Origin of the sequence: Caldiplasma sukawensis, assembly GCF_052315375.1 — an archaeon.
Classification (GTDB): domain Archaea; phylum Thermoplasmatota; class Thermoplasmata; order Thermoplasmatales; family Thermoplasmataceae; genus Cuniculiplasma.
Map to the genome: position 1 here is coordinate 24,185 of NZ_JBLSDG010000002.1, position 16,435 is coordinate 40,619.

22 protein-coding genes are annotated in these 16,435 nt (G+C 37.8%); 15 read left to right on the top strand and 7 right to left on the bottom strand.

What is annotated here, in order from left to right; all coding sequences use genetic code 11:
• Nucleotides 1–44: 44 nt before the first annotated feature.
• From ndhC to ACNF4Z_RS01435, 15 genes are read left to right on the top strand one after another with little or no spacing between them, the layout of a single operon-like run.
• Nucleotides 45–485 (top strand): NADH-quinone oxidoreductase subunit A, encoded by a 441-nt coding sequence (gene ndhC / locus ACNF4Z_RS01365; RefSeq protein ID WP_458327448.1) that lies wholly within the window; start codon nucleotides 45–47, stop codon nucleotides 483–485.
• Nucleotides 482–946 (top strand): NADH-quinone oxidoreductase subunit B, encoded by a 465-nt coding sequence (locus ACNF4Z_RS01370; RefSeq protein WP_458327449.1) that lies wholly within the window; start codon nucleotides 482–484, stop codon nucleotides 944–946. The genes ndhC and ACNF4Z_RS01370 overlap by 4 nt, the downstream gene beginning before the upstream one ends.
• Before the next feature lie 5 nt (nucleotides 947–951).
• A complete protein-coding gene (locus ACNF4Z_RS01375) occupies nucleotides 952–1,410 on the top strand; it encodes an NADH-quinone oxidoreductase subunit C (RefSeq protein WP_458327450.1) in 459 nt (152 codons plus the stop codon).
• On the top strand, nucleotides 1,410–2,531 hold the full coding sequence (locus ACNF4Z_RS01380) for an NADH-quinone oxidoreductase subunit D (protein ID WP_458327451.1): 1,122 nt from the start codon (nucleotides 1,410–1,412) through the stop codon (nucleotides 2,529–2,531). The genes ACNF4Z_RS01375 and ACNF4Z_RS01380 overlap by 1 nt, the downstream gene beginning before the upstream one ends.
• Entirely contained in the window at nucleotides 2,528–3,568 is a 1,041-nt protein-coding gene (nuoH, locus tag ACNF4Z_RS01385) for an NADH-quinone oxidoreductase subunit NuoH (protein ID WP_458327452.1), read from the top strand. Before ACNF4Z_RS01380 ends, nuoH begins: the two co-directional genes overlap by 4 nt.
• Complete coding sequence (gene nuoI / locus ACNF4Z_RS01390) at nucleotides 3,565–4,005, top strand: NADH-quinone oxidoreductase subunit NuoI (protein ID WP_458327453.1); 441 nt, start codon at nucleotides 3,565–3,567, stop codon at nucleotides 4,003–4,005. Before nuoH ends, nuoI begins: the two co-directional genes overlap by 4 nt.
• Nucleotides 4,002–4,250: an NADH-quinone oxidoreductase subunit J gene (locus tag ACNF4Z_RS01395; RefSeq protein WP_458327454.1), complete on the top strand. Its 249-nt coding sequence runs from the start codon at nucleotides 4,002–4,004 to the stop codon at nucleotides 4,248–4,250. Before nuoI ends, ACNF4Z_RS01395 begins: the two co-directional genes overlap by 4 nt.
• Nucleotides 4,243–4,461 carry a hypothetical protein gene (locus ACNF4Z_RS01400; RefSeq protein ID WP_458327455.1) on the top strand — a complete coding sequence of 73 codons (219 nt, stop codon included), beginning with the start codon at nucleotides 4,243–4,245 and terminating at the stop codon, nucleotides 4,459–4,461. Before ACNF4Z_RS01395 ends, ACNF4Z_RS01400 begins: the two co-directional genes overlap by 8 nt.
• Nucleotides 4,462–4,761 carry an NADH-quinone oxidoreductase subunit NuoK gene (gene nuoK, locus ACNF4Z_RS01405; protein WP_458327456.1) on the top strand — a complete coding sequence of 100 codons (300 nt, stop codon included), beginning with the start codon at nucleotides 4,462–4,464 and terminating at the stop codon, nucleotides 4,759–4,761. It begins immediately after the preceding gene.
• A 4-nt stretch (nucleotides 4,762–4,765) separates the two neighbouring features.
• Nucleotides 4,766–6,658, top strand: a complete 1,893-nt coding sequence (locus ACNF4Z_RS01410) for an NADH-quinone oxidoreductase subunit 5 family protein (RefSeq protein ID WP_458327457.1) — start codon at nucleotides 4,766–4,768, stop codon at nucleotides 6,656–6,658.
• Between the two features lie 2 nt (nucleotides 6,659–6,660).
• On the top strand, nucleotides 6,661–8,151 hold the full coding sequence (locus tag ACNF4Z_RS01415; protein WP_458327458.1) for a complex I subunit 4 family protein: 1,491 nt from the start codon (nucleotides 6,661–6,663) through the stop codon (nucleotides 8,149–8,151).
• A complete protein-coding gene (gene nuoN / locus ACNF4Z_RS01420; RefSeq protein WP_458327459.1) occupies nucleotides 8,148–9,572 on the top strand; it encodes an NADH-quinone oxidoreductase subunit NuoN in 1,425 nt (474 codons plus the stop codon). Before ACNF4Z_RS01415 ends, nuoN begins: the two co-directional genes overlap by 4 nt.
• A gap of 1 nt (nucleotide 9,573) precedes the next feature.
• Nucleotides 9,574–9,933 carry a hypothetical protein gene (locus ACNF4Z_RS01425; protein ID WP_458327460.1) on the top strand — a complete coding sequence of 120 codons (360 nt, stop codon included), beginning with the start codon at nucleotides 9,574–9,576 and terminating at the stop codon, nucleotides 9,931–9,933.
• Nucleotides 9,930–10,205, top strand: coding sequence for a hypothetical protein (locus ACNF4Z_RS01430; RefSeq protein ID WP_458327461.1), 276 nt, complete (start codon nucleotides 9,930–9,932; stop codon nucleotides 10,203–10,205). Before ACNF4Z_RS01425 ends, ACNF4Z_RS01430 begins: the two co-directional genes overlap by 4 nt.
• A gap of 44 nt (nucleotides 10,206–10,249) precedes the next feature.
• A complete protein-coding gene (locus tag ACNF4Z_RS01435; RefSeq protein ID WP_458327655.1) occupies nucleotides 10,250–10,918 on the top strand; it encodes an enoyl-CoA hydratase/isomerase family protein in 669 nt (222 codons plus the stop codon).
• Here ACNF4Z_RS01435 and ACNF4Z_RS01440 read toward each other — a convergent pair.
• The 7 genes from ACNF4Z_RS01440 to dnaG all read right to left on the bottom strand — a co-directional run bounded on the left by ACNF4Z_RS01440 (nucleotide 10,890) and on the right by dnaG (nucleotide 16,345).
• Nucleotides 10,890–11,708 carry a twin-arginine translocase subunit TatC gene (locus ACNF4Z_RS01440; RefSeq protein ID WP_458327462.1) on the bottom strand — a complete coding sequence of 273 codons (819 nt, stop codon included), beginning with the start codon at nucleotides 11,706–11,708 and terminating at the stop codon, nucleotides 10,890–10,892. The two genes, ACNF4Z_RS01435 and ACNF4Z_RS01440, sit on opposite strands and share 29 nt — an antisense overlap.
• Entirely contained in the window at nucleotides 11,705–12,004 is a 300-nt protein-coding gene (locus ACNF4Z_RS01445; RefSeq protein WP_458327463.1) for a twin-arginine translocase TatA/TatE family subunit, read from the bottom strand. Before ACNF4Z_RS01445 ends, ACNF4Z_RS01440 begins: the two co-directional genes overlap by 4 nt.
• Before the next feature lie 38 nt (nucleotides 12,005–12,042).
• On the bottom strand, nucleotides 12,043–12,408 hold the full coding sequence (locus tag ACNF4Z_RS01450) for a heavy metal-binding domain-containing protein (RefSeq protein ID WP_458327464.1): 366 nt from the start codon (nucleotides 12,406–12,408) through the stop codon (nucleotides 12,043–12,045).
• A 41-nt stretch (nucleotides 12,409–12,449) separates the two neighbouring features.
• Nucleotides 12,450–12,782, bottom strand: coding sequence for a TA0956 family protein (locus ACNF4Z_RS01455; RefSeq protein ID WP_458327465.1), 333 nt, complete (start codon nucleotides 12,780–12,782; stop codon nucleotides 12,450–12,452).
• A 6-nt stretch (nucleotides 12,783–12,788) separates the two neighbouring features.
• Nucleotides 12,789–13,400 (bottom strand): peroxiredoxin, encoded by a 612-nt coding sequence (locus ACNF4Z_RS01460; protein ID WP_458327466.1) that lies wholly within the window; start codon nucleotides 13,398–13,400, stop codon nucleotides 12,789–12,791.
• Between the two features lie 92 nt (nucleotides 13,401–13,492).
• Nucleotides 13,493–14,971 carry an ATP-binding protein gene (locus ACNF4Z_RS01465; RefSeq protein WP_458327467.1) on the bottom strand — a complete coding sequence of 493 codons (1,479 nt, stop codon included), beginning with the start codon at nucleotides 14,969–14,971 and terminating at the stop codon, nucleotides 13,493–13,495.
• A 3-nt stretch (nucleotides 14,972–14,974) separates the two neighbouring features.
• Nucleotides 14,975–16,345 (bottom strand): DNA primase DnaG, encoded by a 1,371-nt coding sequence (gene dnaG, locus ACNF4Z_RS01470; protein WP_458327468.1) that lies wholly within the window; start codon nucleotides 16,343–16,345, stop codon nucleotides 14,975–14,977.
• Nucleotides 16,346–16,435 lie beyond the last annotated feature (90 nt).

The following is a 16,435-nucleotide window of genomic DNA, read 5'->3' on the forward strand; positions in this document are numbered from 1 at the left end:
TATTTTCAAAACAACACTTAAATATTTTCCTAAAATATCTCATCGTGTCACTTTACGGATATATACCTCCATTGATTGCCCTGGTTTTACTTGCACTGGGCATGTTTCTTCTGTTTACAGTACTTCCATCCTTAAGTCACTCTAGACTTAAAAAAGGCCCATTCAGACCAGAATTAAAAGTCTCAGATGTTATAAAGAATCTCTCCAGGGAAGGTTCACCAGATCCAAATTCAAGGTATACAGAGCCATATGAATCTGGAGAAGTTGCAAGGGGTGAATACAATGGGTTAGTGAGAGTCCAATATTATGTTATCGTGTTGCTTTTCATACTTTTCGACGTTGATATGGCCCTGTTGATTCCATGGGCCTATGATTTCAAAAATCTTGGCTTGTTTCCATTTATTGAAACAATAATATTTATCCTGATGCCCATATTTTCTGTATATTATGCATTCAGGAAGGGTTATATGAGGTGGTTAAGATGAAGACCGGAGATGCAGGTTTCCTGACTACTACGCTGGAAAAGGCTATGGAATGGAGCAGAAGCAATTCCATATGGCCATTAACTTTTGGGCTTGCCTGCTGCGCCATTGAGATGATGGCAGTTCAGGCGTCCAGACTTGACATATCAAGATTTGGAAGCGAGGTTTTCAGGAATTCCCCAAGACAGTCAGATCTTATGATAGTTTCAGGAACCGTGACGAAAAAAATGGCTCCAAGGTTAAGGAGACTATATGATGAAATGCCATATCCAAAATATGTCATAGCAATGGGAGCGTGCGTCACTCAGGGTGGCCCATACAATCAGGGATATTCTGTTGTTCTTGGAGTTGACAGGGTTGTACCCGTAGATGTGTATGTACCAGGCTGTCCTCCAACACCGGAAGCTCTGACTTATGGAATTATGCTTCTTCAGAAGAAAATAAGAAATGAAGCTGACAGGTGAATATTATGTCATATGAAGTTAAGGAAGAGTTGGATAAAAAAGGAAGAAAGGTGCTCAGGGTTGAAAAAGAGCATCTCGTTGAGCTCATCAGAGACCTGAAGGAAAAGGGCTTTGATCATCTGTCATTGATAACGGGTGTTGACTTCAGAGATAGAATTGAAGTTGTTTATCACCTTGAAAGAATGGCGGACAATTCCATGATTGTGGTAAAAACTTCAACTACAAACTCACGGGTTCCGAGTCTCACATCACTTTATGACAGCGCAAACTGGGATGAGAGAGAGCAGTATGATATGATGGGCATAATATTTGAAGGGCATCCCGATTTGAGGAGAATATTACTTCCTGAGGGTTGGAACGGTTATCCCTTAAGAAAGGATTATGATATGAGCAAAGTTCAGTATGTAAACATGGATGAGAATGGAGAAGATTATGTTAGTTTTGATCCGGGGGATGGGTGGTAATGCAGGAAGGGGCGCTGAAAAACAGACTAATAGAACTGAACATGGGTCCACAGCATCCCTCAACACATGGTGTATTAAGATTAAAACTCACACTTGACGGGGAGACTGTGAAAAAGGTGGAACCTGTCATTGGTTACCTTCACAGGAATGCAGAAAAAATATGTGAACTGGACTACTACTGCGATTCATTGATATATTTTGACAGAATGGACTATGTTTCTGCCATGAATATGGAGGCTGGCTATCTGGAAGCTGCGGAAAAATTGCTGGGAATAGATGTTCCAGAGAGAGCAAAGTGGATAAGAACTGTTATGTGTGAATTGAGCAGGATAGCAGGACATCTTGTATGGGCAGGAGCTTTTGGCCTGGACCTTGGAATGTTGACACCATTCTTCTATGTTTTCGAACTCAGGGAAAAAATACTTGATCTTTTTGCAGAAATATCTGGTTCAAGGCAGCAGACCAACTACATGAGCATAGGTGGCGTTTATCAGGATTTTAACGATAAGATTATTTACGAAATTAAGGAATACGCAAAAGAATTCCCTAAAAAACTGGATGAAATATTCAATCTGTTTGTTAAAAATGATATTTTTCTTTCCCGTACAAAAAATGTTGGAATTCTGGAACCTGATGTTGCAATAAGTTATGGTGTGACTGGTCCAATGTTAAGAGCTTCGGGAATACCATACGATGTTAGGAAGGATGAACCTTACCTAATGTATGATAAGTTGAACTTTGACATACCAATATCAAAAAGGAAAGATGTTTATGGCAGATTCCTTGTAAGATTTGAAGAGATGAGACAATCAATAAAGATAGTGGAACAGGCCATTGACAAGATACCAGATGGACCTTATTTTAACCCTAAGGCAAAGAAATCACTTATGATAAGGCTTAGAGGCGAAGGGGATGTATATGCCAGAACTGAAGCACCAAAGGGAGAGTTTGGAGTTTATCTTGTGGGTGACGGAGGGGTCAAACCTTACAGAGTTCATGTAAGAAGTCCTGCTTTTAAAAATCTGTCAGTTTTGCCATATCTTGCAAAGGATGTATTGATAGCAGATCTGATTGCAATATCCGGATCCATAGATTTAGTGTTCGGGGAGGTTGACAGATGAATCTCCTTACAAGGATAGCTGATATATTGTCTCCACTGACTCATTATCCTGCATATATTCTTGCATATCTCATTGAGACAATAATAGTTCTTGTTTTCGCCACGGTTGTTGTGGCAGGGATGGTATACTTTTTCAGAAAATATATGGCAAGGGTGCAAATAAGAAGAGGTCCAAATAGAGTTGGTAAATTTGGGATTTTACAGGTTATGGCAGACGGACTTAAACTTATACAAAAGGAGTCAGTACTTCCTCAAGGGAGAAATGATCTTCCTTATAAAGTAGCACCTCTTCTTGTTTTTGTTGGTCTGATGATGGGGTTTATTTTCATCCCTTATGGGCCACTTGCATGGTTTGGTAATCTCACAGTTACTCACTCGGACATAGGTCTCATAATAATTTTTGCACTTCTGGCAATAATGCCAATTGGTGAAGTGCTTTCTGGAATAAGTTCTAATAATAAGTATGCGGTTCTTGGGGCCCTAAGGGGTGTGGCTAAGGATATTTCCTTTGAAGTGCCAATGATGCTGTCCATACTTGCTGTAATAGTTATGGCTTCAGCAAGGACAGAAGTGCCGACATCATTAACCCAGGTGGTGACAACACAAATTATACCATATGCAATACTGGAACCGCTGGGCTTTTTTGTGTTTTTTGTGGCAATGATTGCAAGAGCCTCATATTCTCCCTTTGATATGGGGGAAAGCGATAGTGAACTTGTTACGGGAAATACAACAGAATATTCAGGTATGAGATTCGGAATGTTTTATCTTGGTCTTTTTGGTACAATTTTCTTGGGCTCTATGCTCATAAGTACCATCTACCTTGGAGGCTATAACGGGCCTTATGAGAGTTACATAGGTTTCATATGGCTTCTAGTAAAAACAATAATTATAGTGGTGATATCCATGACAGTTTGGCTTTCTATGCCAAGAGTAAGAATAGATAAGTTTGTGAATTTCGGATGGAAATACCTTCTTCCAATATCTTTTATAAATCTTGTACTAGCAGGGATACTCGTACTAGGAGGGATTATATGATTAAAGTAAAAGAAGTAGAGGAACCGAAACATATTCCATTTGCCGGTATGCTAAGAGGGATGGGAAACGTTTTCAAGCATGCTTTCGAGAAGCCGGTAACTGTTCAATATCCTGAGGAAAAAGGCATTATCAGGGACAGGTTCAGATTCAGAATTAACCTGAGCACGGATGATTGTGTAGGATGCACCCTCTGTGAGCAGGTTTGCCCCAACCTTACAATTACAATGGTTCATCTTGATAAGGATAATCCAAGAAACAAGAGAAAGATATACCCTTCAGTCAATTTTGGAACTTGTACAGTGTGCAGAAACTGCGAAGAAATATGCCCAACAGATGCAATATATTTAACGGATGAATTCGAAACAGCAAGAACCAAGAACATATTCTTTTATGATCCACTTGAACTTGAAAAACCTGAGAAAGAGGTCAAGAAATGATATACCTGATAATTGAAATAATTTTTACAGTAATACTTCTTGCTCTGGCTATGTCGGCGGTCCATCAGAGGGATGTTGTTAGATCAATAATATATCTGATGATGTTTTTATTTGTTCTTGGTGCTGATTTCATATTTATTGGGGCAACACTTCTTGGTGCCATAGAACTTCTTGTTTACGTTGGAGCAGTATCCTCACTTCTAGTATTCACAATGATGTTAACAGGAGGTAAGGAAATTGAATAGAATTCCTGCTGCAATTGCCTCAATACTTTTTTTCATAGTGATTATGCTTGAGGTGCTGTTTATAGGTGGGACGTACATACCTGTTCAGCAATCTATCAAAAGCATTTCTGATGAGTTATTCAACATATACCTTATACCATTTGAATTGCTTTCAGTGGTACTGGTAGCCGGTATAATAGGTATGTTTCATAATGCGGAGGATGATGAGTAGATGTACCAGTTTTTTGTACAGTTGGTTGCACTAGCAATATTTTCAATAGGTCTTTATGGAATAATGGTGTCAAAACTTGGGATTAAGATGCTAATATCAGTGGAATTGCTACTTAACGGAGCAATATTAAGTCTTGTATCTACAGCAATTGGTACAGGTTCAACATCTCCTTTAATCATGGGTCTATTTACAATTGCAATTGCTGCCGTTGAGTCTGCAACTGGAATAAGCATTCTTGTTGCCATTTACAGGAGATATGGTAAGATAGACATATCGCTCCTTCAGAGCATAAGGTGGTGAATAATTGTTAGATCAATACTGGTTCATATTTCTTACTCCAATTATTTTCTCCCCAATAATACTGATTTCAGGAATAAAGTACAAGAGGTTGTCTGGCCCTCTCTCCTCTATTTCAATATTGATAAGTCTTATAATTTCAATATTGGGATTCTTAAGTATAAGGAACTCTTCAACACCAATATACCAACACTATGAATGGTTTGCAAACATTGACTTTGGTATTTACATAGATCATCTTGCAATTATAATGGCATTAATGGTTTCATTTGTTTCATTGATGATTCACCTTTTTGCCATTTATTACATGAAAGACGACCCAAGAAAAAACGTTTACTTTGCTGAAACTGCACTCTTCACTGGAGGGATGCTTGGACTTGTTATTTCGTCCAATTTACTTGAATTCTTCCTTTTCTGGGAGCTTGTTGGACTTTGTTCCTATCTTCTCGTAGGATTCTGGTTCTTCAAACCTAATGCTGCCTCCGCAGCAAAAAAAGCCTTCATAGTAACAAGAGTTGGGGATCTTCTATTTCTTATTGGTATGGGCATCCTGTATTCTCTCCTAAGTGCTTATTATCCAAACTCTCCACTGAGCATCCCATATATAATAACAAATGCAAATGCAATTGCCTCTGAAATTGGAAGATGGAATCTGACAGTGATTGCATTGCTTCTATTTGGTGGTGCGATTGGTAAATCAGCACAATTCCCATTGCATGTGTGGATTCCAGATGCAATGGAAGGTCCTACAACGGTTTCTGCACTTATCCATGCAGCAACAATGGTAACAGCAGGTGTTTATCTGGTTGCCAGAGTCCTTCCTATATTTTCAAGTGCTTATTCAATTGCACCTGAAACAGTACTCTATATTGGATCATTTACCGCAGTTTTTGCAGGTACAATTGGAATTGTAGTTAATGATCTAAAGAGAATACTTGCGTATTCCACAATAAGCCAGATAGGATATATGACTGCAGCCCTTGGACTGGTTACCGCCCTTGGAAACAACGTTGTAGGATATTCCATGTTTCATCTTGTGGTGCATGCTGTATTCAAGGCCCTTCTTTTCATGACTGCAGGAGCAATACTTCTTGCATTAATGGAACTTAGAGATGTTAAAAAAATGGGCGGCTTATGGCGGAGGATGCCAGTAACTATAACTCTTATGTTCATTGGTTCCATAACATTAGCTGCAATTCCTCCTACGGCTGCATACTTCTCGAAGGATACCATAATAGATGCTGCTTACGTTTATTTTAATTATTTTGGCAATAATCCCATTAATCTAATTCCGTGGATATTTCTAACAATAGGTGCTTTCATGACCTCACTATATACTTTTAGAATGTTTTTCCTGGTTGCACTTGGTAAACCAAGGTCGAAGCTTGCTGAGGAGGCCAAGGATCCAAACAAAATTGCGCTGATACCACTAATGATACTGGCAGCCCTCTCTCTTGGGCTTGGGATCATACAGTACAGATTCTACGATTTTATAACACCAAATACAATCCATCCAGTGGTACCTGAGCTAATTTCCTTCACACCCCTTATATTGGTTGCCTTAGGAATAGTGATAACAGCATCCATATACCTGACAGGTTACTGGCAGAAGATTGATATTTCAAAGAATAAAGGATATAAAATACTTAAATGGAAATATTTCCTTGATTATCTTTACACTCGAATAATAGCAGAAAGAGTTATTCTACCAATATCATCGGCCATTGCAACGTTTGAAAATTACTACTCAATTGGGGTTGAGAAGACTGGTGAAGCTTCATTATCCTTTGGTTCAGTTTTAAGGAAGATACAAAATGGTATAATAGAGTATTATTTCCTTTTCCTTATAGGGAGCATAGCTTTAATATTCATCGTACTTGAAATATTTGGAGGTCTGTAAGAATGTTCTTTCTAATTATATTCCTGCTTACAATAATATTTGCAATTATCCCTTTTCTTACAAAGAAGTATTCATGGGAGGTTGCTCTTACCGAGAGTACAGTTCTGGCGGTTCTTGTTACCATATATGGAATAACAAGAACATTTTCCAAAAGTAATGCATTGGCCATCTCTGTAAACTATCCAATCGATAAGTCAATAGGAATTTCTTTCCTTGGTTCAGTAACTCCACTTTCCATTACACTCATTTTTCTATCTTCAATAGTGATTTTTACTGCAGTGTATGTTTCTGGGAGAGAAAAATTTGATTCAAGATTTTACGGTTTGTTGATGACCACTGAGCTTGGGCTTTTTGGCCTTCTATATTCAAGAAATTTTATCTTCTTCTACATTTTCTGGGAGGCAGTAATAATTCCGGTATTTCTTCTGATTGCAATATATGGTGATCAGAGAAAGGAGAAGGCTTCATTAAAGTTCTTCGTTTACACTCAGATTGGATCAGTTTTCCTATTACTTTCAATACTGACGCTTTTCTCATTTTATTATAACAATTACCATGTATTTACACTTAACATGCTGAAACTTCTTTCCCCTTCTTTTATTTCCACTTATATTTTGAATGTACAGCCATTCTGGGCCTATTTTGTTTACTTTGGATTTTTATTCGCCTTCCTTGTGAAAATGCCGTCCTTCCCATTGCATTCATGGCTTCCGGACGCCTATACTTCTGCACCCTACCCTGTAACAATAGTGCTGGCTGGAGGCATATCACTTATGGGAGGATATGGATTTTTTGATGTCCTTTTACCAATTTCTTCTGTTCTTGGTAGCAATCTTGGATGGTTAATAATAACCCTTGGAATAATCAGTCTCATATATTTTGCATTCACAGCAATGTTTCAGCCCAATATTAAAAGGATGTTATCATATGCCAGCGCAGCATCAATGGGTTTCATAAATGTTTCACTAGGAATTGCAATAATAGGTTCAGGAAATTCATCTGATGTGACACTGGCAGTTGCAGGTGGAATATATCAAATACTTGCTCACGGACTGATAATGGCTCTGTTGTTTGGTTCCCTCTTTTTCATAATGAAAAGAACAAAAACAGATTATGCAACAGGAATGTCCGGTCTATTTAAGAATATGCCCGTGCTCTCATCATTCATGCTAGGCGGATTGATGGCGTCTCTCGGTCTTCCAGGATTGGCAGGCTTCATTGCAGAGGCATCGGTTGTTCTAAGTTCATATTATGAAATTGGAGTTATTATTTTCCTCATCATATTTGGTATGATAATAACTGCATCCTACCATATATGGGTTGCTCAGAGAACTTTGAATGGCCCGTACAATGAGAACTTAGGTGAACTCAGGGACGGCAATACATTTGAAATAGGTATTCTCGCATTCCTTTTCCTCATTATACTTCTTCTTGGAGTTTATCCAAACGCATTTTATTCCATTATTCTTAAATATGTGGAGGCAGTTTTATGATATTTTATAATAGTCAATTTGAAACAATGATTCCGGTAATATTTCTTGGTTTGATGGGTTTTGTATTTCTGGCAAGTGGTAAAATTAAAAGAAGTGGGGATTCCACTATATACTCATTATTCAGCATAGGTGTGTTTACAATAACAGCTCTTCTAATACTTCTTTACGACACAGGAGTATCAACATCTTTTTATGAAAATGCCTTCCTTATAAATAATTTTGGCATATTTTTTGCTCTTATATCTCTTGCCTCTTCTGCCTACATATCATATTCTGCAGGAAAGAAAATAAACCACAATCCGGAGATTTTTTTCTCTGTGCTTCTTTTCGTAAATGTTGCAATTATAATAGCAGCTTTCAGCCTTAACTTGATATTCATCTTCATATCATTTGAAGGTATCAGCATAGGTACATACATACTGGCAGCTTTTGGAAGAACAAAAAGAAATCTAGAAGCATCTGCCAAATATTTCTTCACTGGAATTATTGCCACCGGTTTTATCGTTCTCGGTTCATCATACTATTATCTTTCCACTGGAACTTTCAACCTCGTTCCTCTTTCCATAGATAATCACTCTATGCTTATAGCTCTGATACTTCTATTTGTTGGACTTGGTTTCAAGCTAGCAATAGTACCAATGCATCAGTGGGCTGTAGATGCATATGACGGAACAGAAAACTCTGTTTCAGCATTTCTTGCAAGTGGAACCAAGACTCTTGCCTACCTTCTTTTGCTGAGAGTTTTTCTCATTGGATTTGAATCCATTAAGGGTGATGTTTTCATACTGTTTACAATAATATCCATAATCACAATGACCTACGGTAATTTTGCAGCACTTTCAGAAAATAATTTCAAAAGAATGCTTGCCTATTCAAGCATAGCTCAGGCAGGTTATCTCATTCTGGTAATATCTGCTGTATCTTACTCATCATCATCATTTGTGTTCACAATAGCATTATTCTCAGCAATGTATTATTCACTAGTTTACATCTTCATGAAGGGAGGGTCATTCCTTGCTGCTGATGCTGTAAAGAAAGAAAAAGTAATGATTGAAGACCTGTCTGGAATGGGAAAAAGATCTCCCTCCTTCGCAATTTCCCTCTCAGTATTAATGCTGTCACTGGCAGGGATTCCTCCTGTAGCAGGATTTTTTGCAAAATATTACCTCTTCTTATCACTAATAAGTGCAAATCTCTGGTATTTGGCCGTTATAGGAATTTTGAATAGCGCCATATCTGTTTTCTATTATCTTAGAGTGATAGTGGTTATGTTCAGGAATAATGGTACAACAGATGAAAAGCTTCCCAGTTCAGTGGTAGTTCCAGTTGTGATTTCAGCCATATTGATGTTTTTATTCTCCCTGATAATATTCTACGAACCTACACTTGCAGGATTCACAACAGGATTTGGAGGGATATAAAATGAGAGATTTAGGTGACATATATCTTATAGAAAGTGCAATGCTCTCAGGTGAAATGGACGATATGATGAACTTCATAAAAAAAAGGTTAAAAGTTATGGATAGGCAGGTAAAATATGATAGAAAGGGCCTTTTAAAAAACAGAGTGAGAATTCTACAATCAATATTATCATTCTTCAGCAATGAAATTGATCATGAAAAATTGGAAACTGAAATATTCCAGGGCTTGTCAGGAGAATGGCTTGGGGAGAAGGAAAAATTGGAGCTTGCTAAAAGGCTTTCCTATACCTGTGAGTACTGCAGGGATAGATACAATGTTAATCTCCCATCATTTAATGGAAAGAGGTGTGATGATAAATGATAGATGCTTCTAATTACATTGATGAGCTTTCTAAGGAGGAATCACCAGAAAGAGTGGCAGAAATTCTTCATGAAATTAAGAAGACCGGTGAACAGATCTTTTTTTATGAAAGGAAAGGTCGCCTAATACTATCCAGGGAGTGGGATTCCATTGAGCATGGGTTGCCTTCAAAATATGAGGATGTGATGAAGAGAACAAGTGAGATCCTTGGAATTCATGATAGAAAAAGCTATGAGGAGGCAGATGAAAGATACAACCTGACCATGTATTAAAGAAAGTAAATGCCTTTGAAAAGGAAAAATATTTTGAAATTCTAATAAAGGAGCCTTCATCATCCATAATTGATGTTGAAACACTGCAAGATCTAATTCAAGTAATTGTAAGTGTTTCATCCAATGAGAAAAAACAACCAATAATAATAAGAACTGAGAGCGGAAGCATATCAGGGTATGACTGTTCCTGCGTTCTTATCAGGGATGACAGATTTGTAATGGATCTAGTTAATCTTGGCCTGACAGTTGGAGAACTTATAAGAGAGTACCCTGCCCCTGTTGTTCTTCAAATAAATAGAAATTGTTTAGGAGCAGGTTTTGAACTTTCACTTCTCTGTGATGCTATTGTTTGCGAAAATGACACTTTATTTGGATTTCCTGAAAGCCGGTTTAATTTTCCATTAATATTGACAACTCCTGAATACATGTATGATAATTTCAGAAATATTTCCCTTGTTCTCAGTGGAGATTTCTTCACAACAAAAGAATATGCGATGTACTCTTCAACACCACTGGTTCGTGGTGGATTTGAGCGTGCCGTTGAAGAGGCAAGGAGCCTTGATAAATTTTATTTCAAAAGGATCAAATATAGGAGACAGATGAAAAAAAATGAGATTGATCATTATCTGGAATCCGTATTTCATATGAATAAAGATGAGATCAAACTAAAAGAGTTGGAAAAATTCAGGTCTGATCATTTTGATTCTTTCTAAAATTGCCTGCATATTTTTCAGTTATAAGCATTCCTCCAAAGTATAGCGCTATTATGGGAATAGCAAGAAGCATCATGGTAAAACCGGTTACACCAGGTGAGAAGATAACTCCGAATATAAGAGCTGCCACCACAGCATATCTCCAGTTTCTCCTCCAGTAATATTTATCAACTATACCTATGCTTGAGAGACCAAACATGATCACAGGCGTCTCAAAGGCAAGGCCAAATGAAATCACATAGATGAGAAAAAAGGATACAAAACTGGTAATGCTCATTGATGGTACGGCACCCACGCCCAGGTCAAAATCGTAAAGTATGTCAAAGAGAAGTGGTGAAATGAAATATACACCGATGAAAGAACCAAAAATGAAAAGGGATAGGCCAGGATAAAATACCTTTTTAACTACCTGTTTCTCTTCCTTTTTCAATGCGGGACCTATGAATGATCCTATCTGATAAGATATGTTAGGCGATGTGAACATGAATGAAAGAAAAAGACAGGAATAGAGATCAGCAACCACACCATCTGTGGGTTTAATTGCAAGAAGCTCAAATTTCTTGCTTATTGTATGACTAATAAGAAGTGAAAGAAACTGTGCTCCCATGTTTTTATATGGATCAGGGTATATGAAATACAATTTAAAATTGAAAAAATTAACATTTCTTAAATCAAACATTAAGAAGATTACAAAGACGGCCAGAAATGGGTACAAAATTCTCAATAATGCCCTTCTAAGGTCTTCTATATTCTCTGTAATGACCTTAAAAAAGCCATTATTTGATATCATTCAGTCTTCAACTTCTCAGATAGTTCCTTTTTAACCTGATCAATAGATTTGTTTCTAGTATCTATTCCCATAGAACTGGCAGTCTCCATTATTCTGCTGTTTAAATCTGGGTTGTTTACATTGTTTTCAGGATTTGTCATCTTTGTTATTTCATTCTGAATTTCTGCCTGGCCCTTTTTGAATTCTCCACTTGCCCTACCCAAATTTCTGGCAAACTCAGGGATTTTTTTTGCATTTCCAAATAATATCAAAATAACAGCTAATACAATTACCCATTCCCATATGGCGTCTATCATAATAGATCATTAAAAAAGAATATATTAAGATTATTTAATCACTGTAATGAAACAGCCTCCCTGTTTTCTGTGGATGGTTCTACAACCACCGCTGTGCCATATGCCACTATTTCAGTCATTGTCTGAGCAAAATCGGCAGAATCAAATTTTATGTCTATAACTGCATTTGCACCAACAGTTTTAGCCTCCTCCATTAGTCTCTGCAATGCCATATTCCTAGATTCATTAAGAAGCTGTACATACTCCTTTATCTCACCACCTCTCAAGGCCCTAAGATTTGCCATAACATTGCCTCCTATTCCACGGCTTCTTACTGTTGTTCCCCATATTGTTCCAATGACCTTCACTATTTTATACCCAGCTATGTAATTTGTCGATACCAGTATGACTTTTTCTGATTGCATAAGAGACTAATATATTATAACATATTAATTTTATTATTTTATTATTCTATTTCCAATTCAACCCTGAACCCTTTTTTTTCCATCTCCTGGGCTGCTTTTTTTACGTTGAAATTCTCCGCATACTTTTTCTGAAATGCCAGAATGGTAGTTTTCTTAGGTAGATTAATCACGACAAAGCCCACTGTTTTATCCTCAGGCATAATTTCGTCTTTCCTGGCAAATTTTTCAATAAAATCCCCAAGATATTCATCAGCATAATTCAGATCAATATCGGAAAAAAAGGAGATTGATTCAAAAAAATTTTTTTCCTCAACACATAAGGTGGAGGGGTGTGAATCCATCCCTGTGATGTTAAACATTGCACAAAGTACCATAATACATCATGGTTTGAATCTTTTAAGGTACCATCTTTCAGCACCATCTTTCTCTCTCTTGTAACTTTCTTCAAGAGTGGCAGGTGCTCCCAAAACCCCTGGTTCACCCTCCTTCCAGTTGGCAGGTGTTGCAAGTTTGTTCTCCCAGTTGAATTGCAATGCCTTGATAACCCTAATGAGTTCAGGAATGCTTCTTCCAACCTCTGCTGGATAATAAGCAATCCATCTAACCTTCTGATTTGGATCTATTATGAAAACCCCCCTTACTGTCATTCCATCGTCAGGGTTAATTATATTGAACTTGCTTGCTACTTCCTTGTTTATATCAGCTATTATTGGAAATGGTACCTCAACACCGTATTTCTCCTTTATATCTCTTGTCCAGGCTATATGACTGTATATGCTGTCTATACTTAGGCCGATTAGTTCAACATTTAATTTTTTGAACTGCTCGTAGTTTTCTGTGAAAGCGAGAAATTCAGTTGTGCATACCGGTGTAAAATCTGCCGGATGAGAAAACAGAAGAACCCATTTCCCCTTTAGGGTTGAAAAACTCATTGGGCCTTTCGTGGTGTTTACCAAAAAATCTGGTGCCTTTTCTCCTAAACTTACTGCCATATTATCACCTTAGAGATGATTAAATTAACTTTATTAACTTTAACTGTAAATTTCAAAATGTTTTAATTTAATTAAAAAAACGTTTTAAATATTTACCTGTAAAGGTTATCGGAATATACTGATGGGTCTGCATAATAATAATTGTTTTTCTGGGAAGCTGTATTTTCGCTATCTATTGCATTTCCCATATTACCATACACACGGTTTATCTTTTCCTCCACTGGAGAATATATCTTTAATGCCTGCAATACGTGTTCCTTGTCAATATATGATGAGCCTTCCAGAACTGCCAGATCCCCTGCCGCTCTTATGAGACCTCCCAGTTCCCTTAATCTAAGTGTTAATGCATTCTCCTTTCTGTCGATTATCTTTGCTCTTCTCTTTCCTTCTCCTATTATTATTTTGGCACCTTCAAGTGTCATATGTGGAATCTTTCTGTCATATGCTATTTCCTGTGCAATGAACTGTAAATATTTCATTTTTGAATCCTCATTGTATGGCATGGAAACTTCCATAAGTACTTCATATCCATTCCCTGCGATTCTTGATCTCAAGGGGCTTAAAATTCTTGGAAGGTCCTGTATATTGCAAGCGGCAACCAAAATGAAATCAGTGGGAACCCCATCAACCCTCACGCTTGCCCCTGCACTCTGAGGGTTTCTTCCCACAATTGGAAATTTCTTCTCCTGCATTGCTGTAAATATACTTCTTTGAAGATCGCCAAGATGTGTTATTTCATCAACGAAAAGAACCCCTTCATGTGCCTCATGTATTGCACCAGCAATTACTCTCTCGTATGGCATTGTTCCTAGCTGCGGATGCCCACCATAAGGGTCATGCCTGACATCCCCCAGAAGTTCTGTGTCTGAGGCTCCAGTTGCCATAACAAAGGTATTCCTGTTCAGTGGAACTATAACCTTGCTGGGACTTTTTTTATCCAGTTTTCTTCTTCTTTCCAAGGTTCTCTCATCTAGTACCCTGACCTTTTCGTTTGCCCTCTCATATACTATGACTTCCTGTTTATCGCCTATTCTTCTGGTTGAGGATACTCTTTCCTGGTTATTCTGTACCCCCAGGGCTGCATTCAAAGCGGTAAACATATCACCAAATGGAGTTTCACCACTCTTTTCAAACTTTATGCTTCCACACCTTGGACATCTTGTTTCAGAATAAGATGATATGTATCCACAATTTCCACATCTGTATCCGAGTTTTACTGCCACATCCTGTGGTATTTCTGATGGATCCATAAGATATCCTTCAGCTCCTGACATCTCTTCGCTTTCCTGTTCTACCTCCTGTCTCTTTTTTATTTCTATAAAAGGCCTCTCAGGATATCTTGGGTTGTGAATAACTCTTACTTCCGTTTCAGGTTTTTCAATCAGAAAAGATATTGCCTGGGCTATCATGGATTTTCCAACGCCAGGTGGCCCCACAAGAAGCAAATGCCTTCTCTGTCTTGCGGAAATTCTTGCTATATTGACTGCCTCTTTTTGCCCTATGACCCTTTCCAGAGGGTTCTCTGGTATTTGAACATCCTCTGTTGTTTTTATATCTTCAAATTCCTGCATATTTCATTCATCCATCAGAGATACTATTCTTAAACTTGCCGGTATTTTTGTAATGTTTCCTTTTCTGTAACCATAAATAACTTCTGCACCCTTCTTCTGTGCAATGTCTATGAGTCTCTGGGAGATTACACCGCCAGTTATCACCTTATTTACCGAATTAAGTTTATCCATTTCATCTGGTGCCTCAACCACAGATACTTCAAATGGCTTCTCCTTATCATTAATGTAAATCTCAGTCATTTTCTTTTCATTGAGTTCATTTATCCTTTTTTTAAGTCCATCGGGATCATTAACCGATAATTCTTTCTTTTGACTCTGCACCTCTACGACTGTTTTTTCATGATTGTGATCGTTCTTTTTATCATTATGAATGACTTCAATCTGTTCATTCCTTTTTTCATTTTCTTTCTCTGTTTTTTCATTTCTTCTCTGATCTTTTTCATGAGAATTTTCAGATGGTTTATTATTCTCTGTGGTTTCCACCGTGATCTGATCTGCCGCTTCAGGATGAGTTTTTTCCCTGTAATTCTTAAGCTCATTACCCATGTTTCTGCTTGAAAGATACTGCTCCAGAGGTGTTTTGTACCTCAATGCCTTGTATACCTGTTTGTAAGTAAGTTCTTCAACCTCTGTACCTGGTGGTGCTCTAGCAACAAAATCCACCTCGGCCACCTGAAGCATTTCTTTTAGAATGAGGTCCCCGCCTCTGTCTCCGTCCAAAAAAACCGTAACTGTCTTTTCCCTGGATAGCTTTGCAACCGTCTGTGGAATGTTCGTTCCCTGGACTGCTATTGTATTCTTTATTCCATATCTAAGGAGATTAAGAACGTCATTTCTACCCTCAACAACTATGATTGAATCTGAATCTTTGATTGCTGGACCTGCAGGAAGCTTTTCTTCTCCGTATGTTATTATTTCTGATCTCTCAACCTCTTCCCTGACTTCCTTCACAAGATTTTCACTTACGGATCTTCCACTGGTGTTCATCTTCTTGTAAAGTTCTTCGGCCCTCTCAACAATCTTCTTTCTCTTTGCTTCCCTAACATCCTCAATTTCAACGACCTCAACTTTTGCTTTGCAGGGACCTATCCTGTCAATTGTCTCAAGTGATGCTGCAAGTATTGAAGTCTCCACCTGATCCAGACCTGAAGGTATAAGCGCAGTACCCTCTGTTTTTCCTTTTTTGCTATCAATATCAACTTCTATTCTACCTATTTTCCCGCTCTTCTGAAGGTCCCTCAGATCTAATTCCTCACCTAGAAGACCCTCTGTCTGACCAAAAATTGCCCCAACAACATCGGGCTTTTCAACCACACCGTCCGTAGTCAATTTTATCTTTATCATATACTTTGTTAAATTTGGATCTACATTCATATATATCACCCTTATTTGAGAAATGAATGATATCTGTTAAGTTTTGAATCTCATTCATCACAAAAAAACAATCACTCAATCGTATTTAAT

Bases quoted from the DNA above. Each gene is read 5' to 3' on its own strand.
- ACNF4Z_RS01370 (WP_458327449.1), top strand. From the start codon at position 482: ATGAAGACCGGAGATGCAGGTTTCCTGACTACTACGCTGGAAAAGGCT.
- ACNF4Z_RS01375 (WP_458327450.1), top strand. From the start codon at position 952: ATGTCATATGAAGTTAAGGAAGAGTTGGATAAAAAAGGAAGAAAGGTG.
- ACNF4Z_RS01380 (WP_458327451.1), top strand. From the start codon at position 1,410: ATGCAGGAAGGGGCGCTGAAAAACAGACTAATAGAACTGAACATGGGT.
- nuoH (WP_458327452.1), top strand. From the start codon at position 2,528: ATGAATCTCCTTACAAGGATAGCTGATATATTGTCTCCACTGACTCAT.
- nuoI (WP_458327453.1), top strand. From the start codon at position 3,565: ATGATTAAAGTAAAAGAAGTAGAGGAACCGAAACATATTCCATTTGCC.
- ACNF4Z_RS01395 (WP_458327454.1), top strand. From the start codon at position 4,002: ATGATATACCTGATAATTGAAATAATTTTTACAGTAATACTTCTTGCT.
- nuoK (WP_458327456.1), top strand. From the start codon at position 4,462: ATGTACCAGTTTTTTGTACAGTTGGTTGCACTAGCAATATTTTCAATA.
- ACNF4Z_RS01415 (WP_458327458.1), top strand. From the start codon at position 6,661: ATGTTCTTTCTAATTATATTCCTGCTTACAATAATATTTGCAATTATC.
- nuoN (WP_458327459.1), top strand. From the start codon at position 8,148: ATGATATTTTATAATAGTCAATTTGAAACAATGATTCCGGTAATATTT.
- ACNF4Z_RS01425 (WP_458327460.1), top strand. From the start codon at position 9,574: ATGAGAGATTTAGGTGACATATATCTTATAGAAAGTGCAATGCTCTCA.
- ACNF4Z_RS01430 (WP_458327461.1), top strand. From the start codon at position 9,930: ATGATAGATGCTTCTAATTACATTGATGAGCTTTCTAAGGAGGAATCA.
- ACNF4Z_RS01440 (WP_458327462.1), bottom strand. From the start codon at position 11,708: ATGATATCAAATAATGGCTTTTTTAAGGTCATTACAGAGAATATAGAA.
- ACNF4Z_RS01445 (WP_458327463.1), bottom strand. From the start codon at position 12,004: ATGATAGACGCCATATGGGAATGGGTAATTGTATTAGCTGTTATTTTG.
- ACNF4Z_RS01450 (WP_458327464.1), bottom strand. From the start codon at position 12,408: ATGCAATCAGAAAAAGTCATACTGGTATCGACAAATTACATAGCTGGG.
- ACNF4Z_RS01455 (WP_458327465.1), bottom strand. From the start codon at position 12,782: ATGGTACTTTGTGCAATGTTTAACATCACAGGGATGGATTCACACCCC.
- ACNF4Z_RS01460 (WP_458327466.1), bottom strand. From the start codon at position 13,400: ATGGCAGTAAGTTTAGGAGAAAAGGCACCAGATTTTTTGGTAAACACC.
- ACNF4Z_RS01465 (WP_458327467.1), bottom strand. From the start codon at position 14,971: ATGCAGGAATTTGAAGATATAAAAACAACAGAGGATGTTCAAATACCA.
- dnaG (WP_458327468.1), bottom strand. From the start codon at position 16,345: ATGAATGTAGATCCAAATTTAACAAAGTATATGATAAAGATAAAATTG.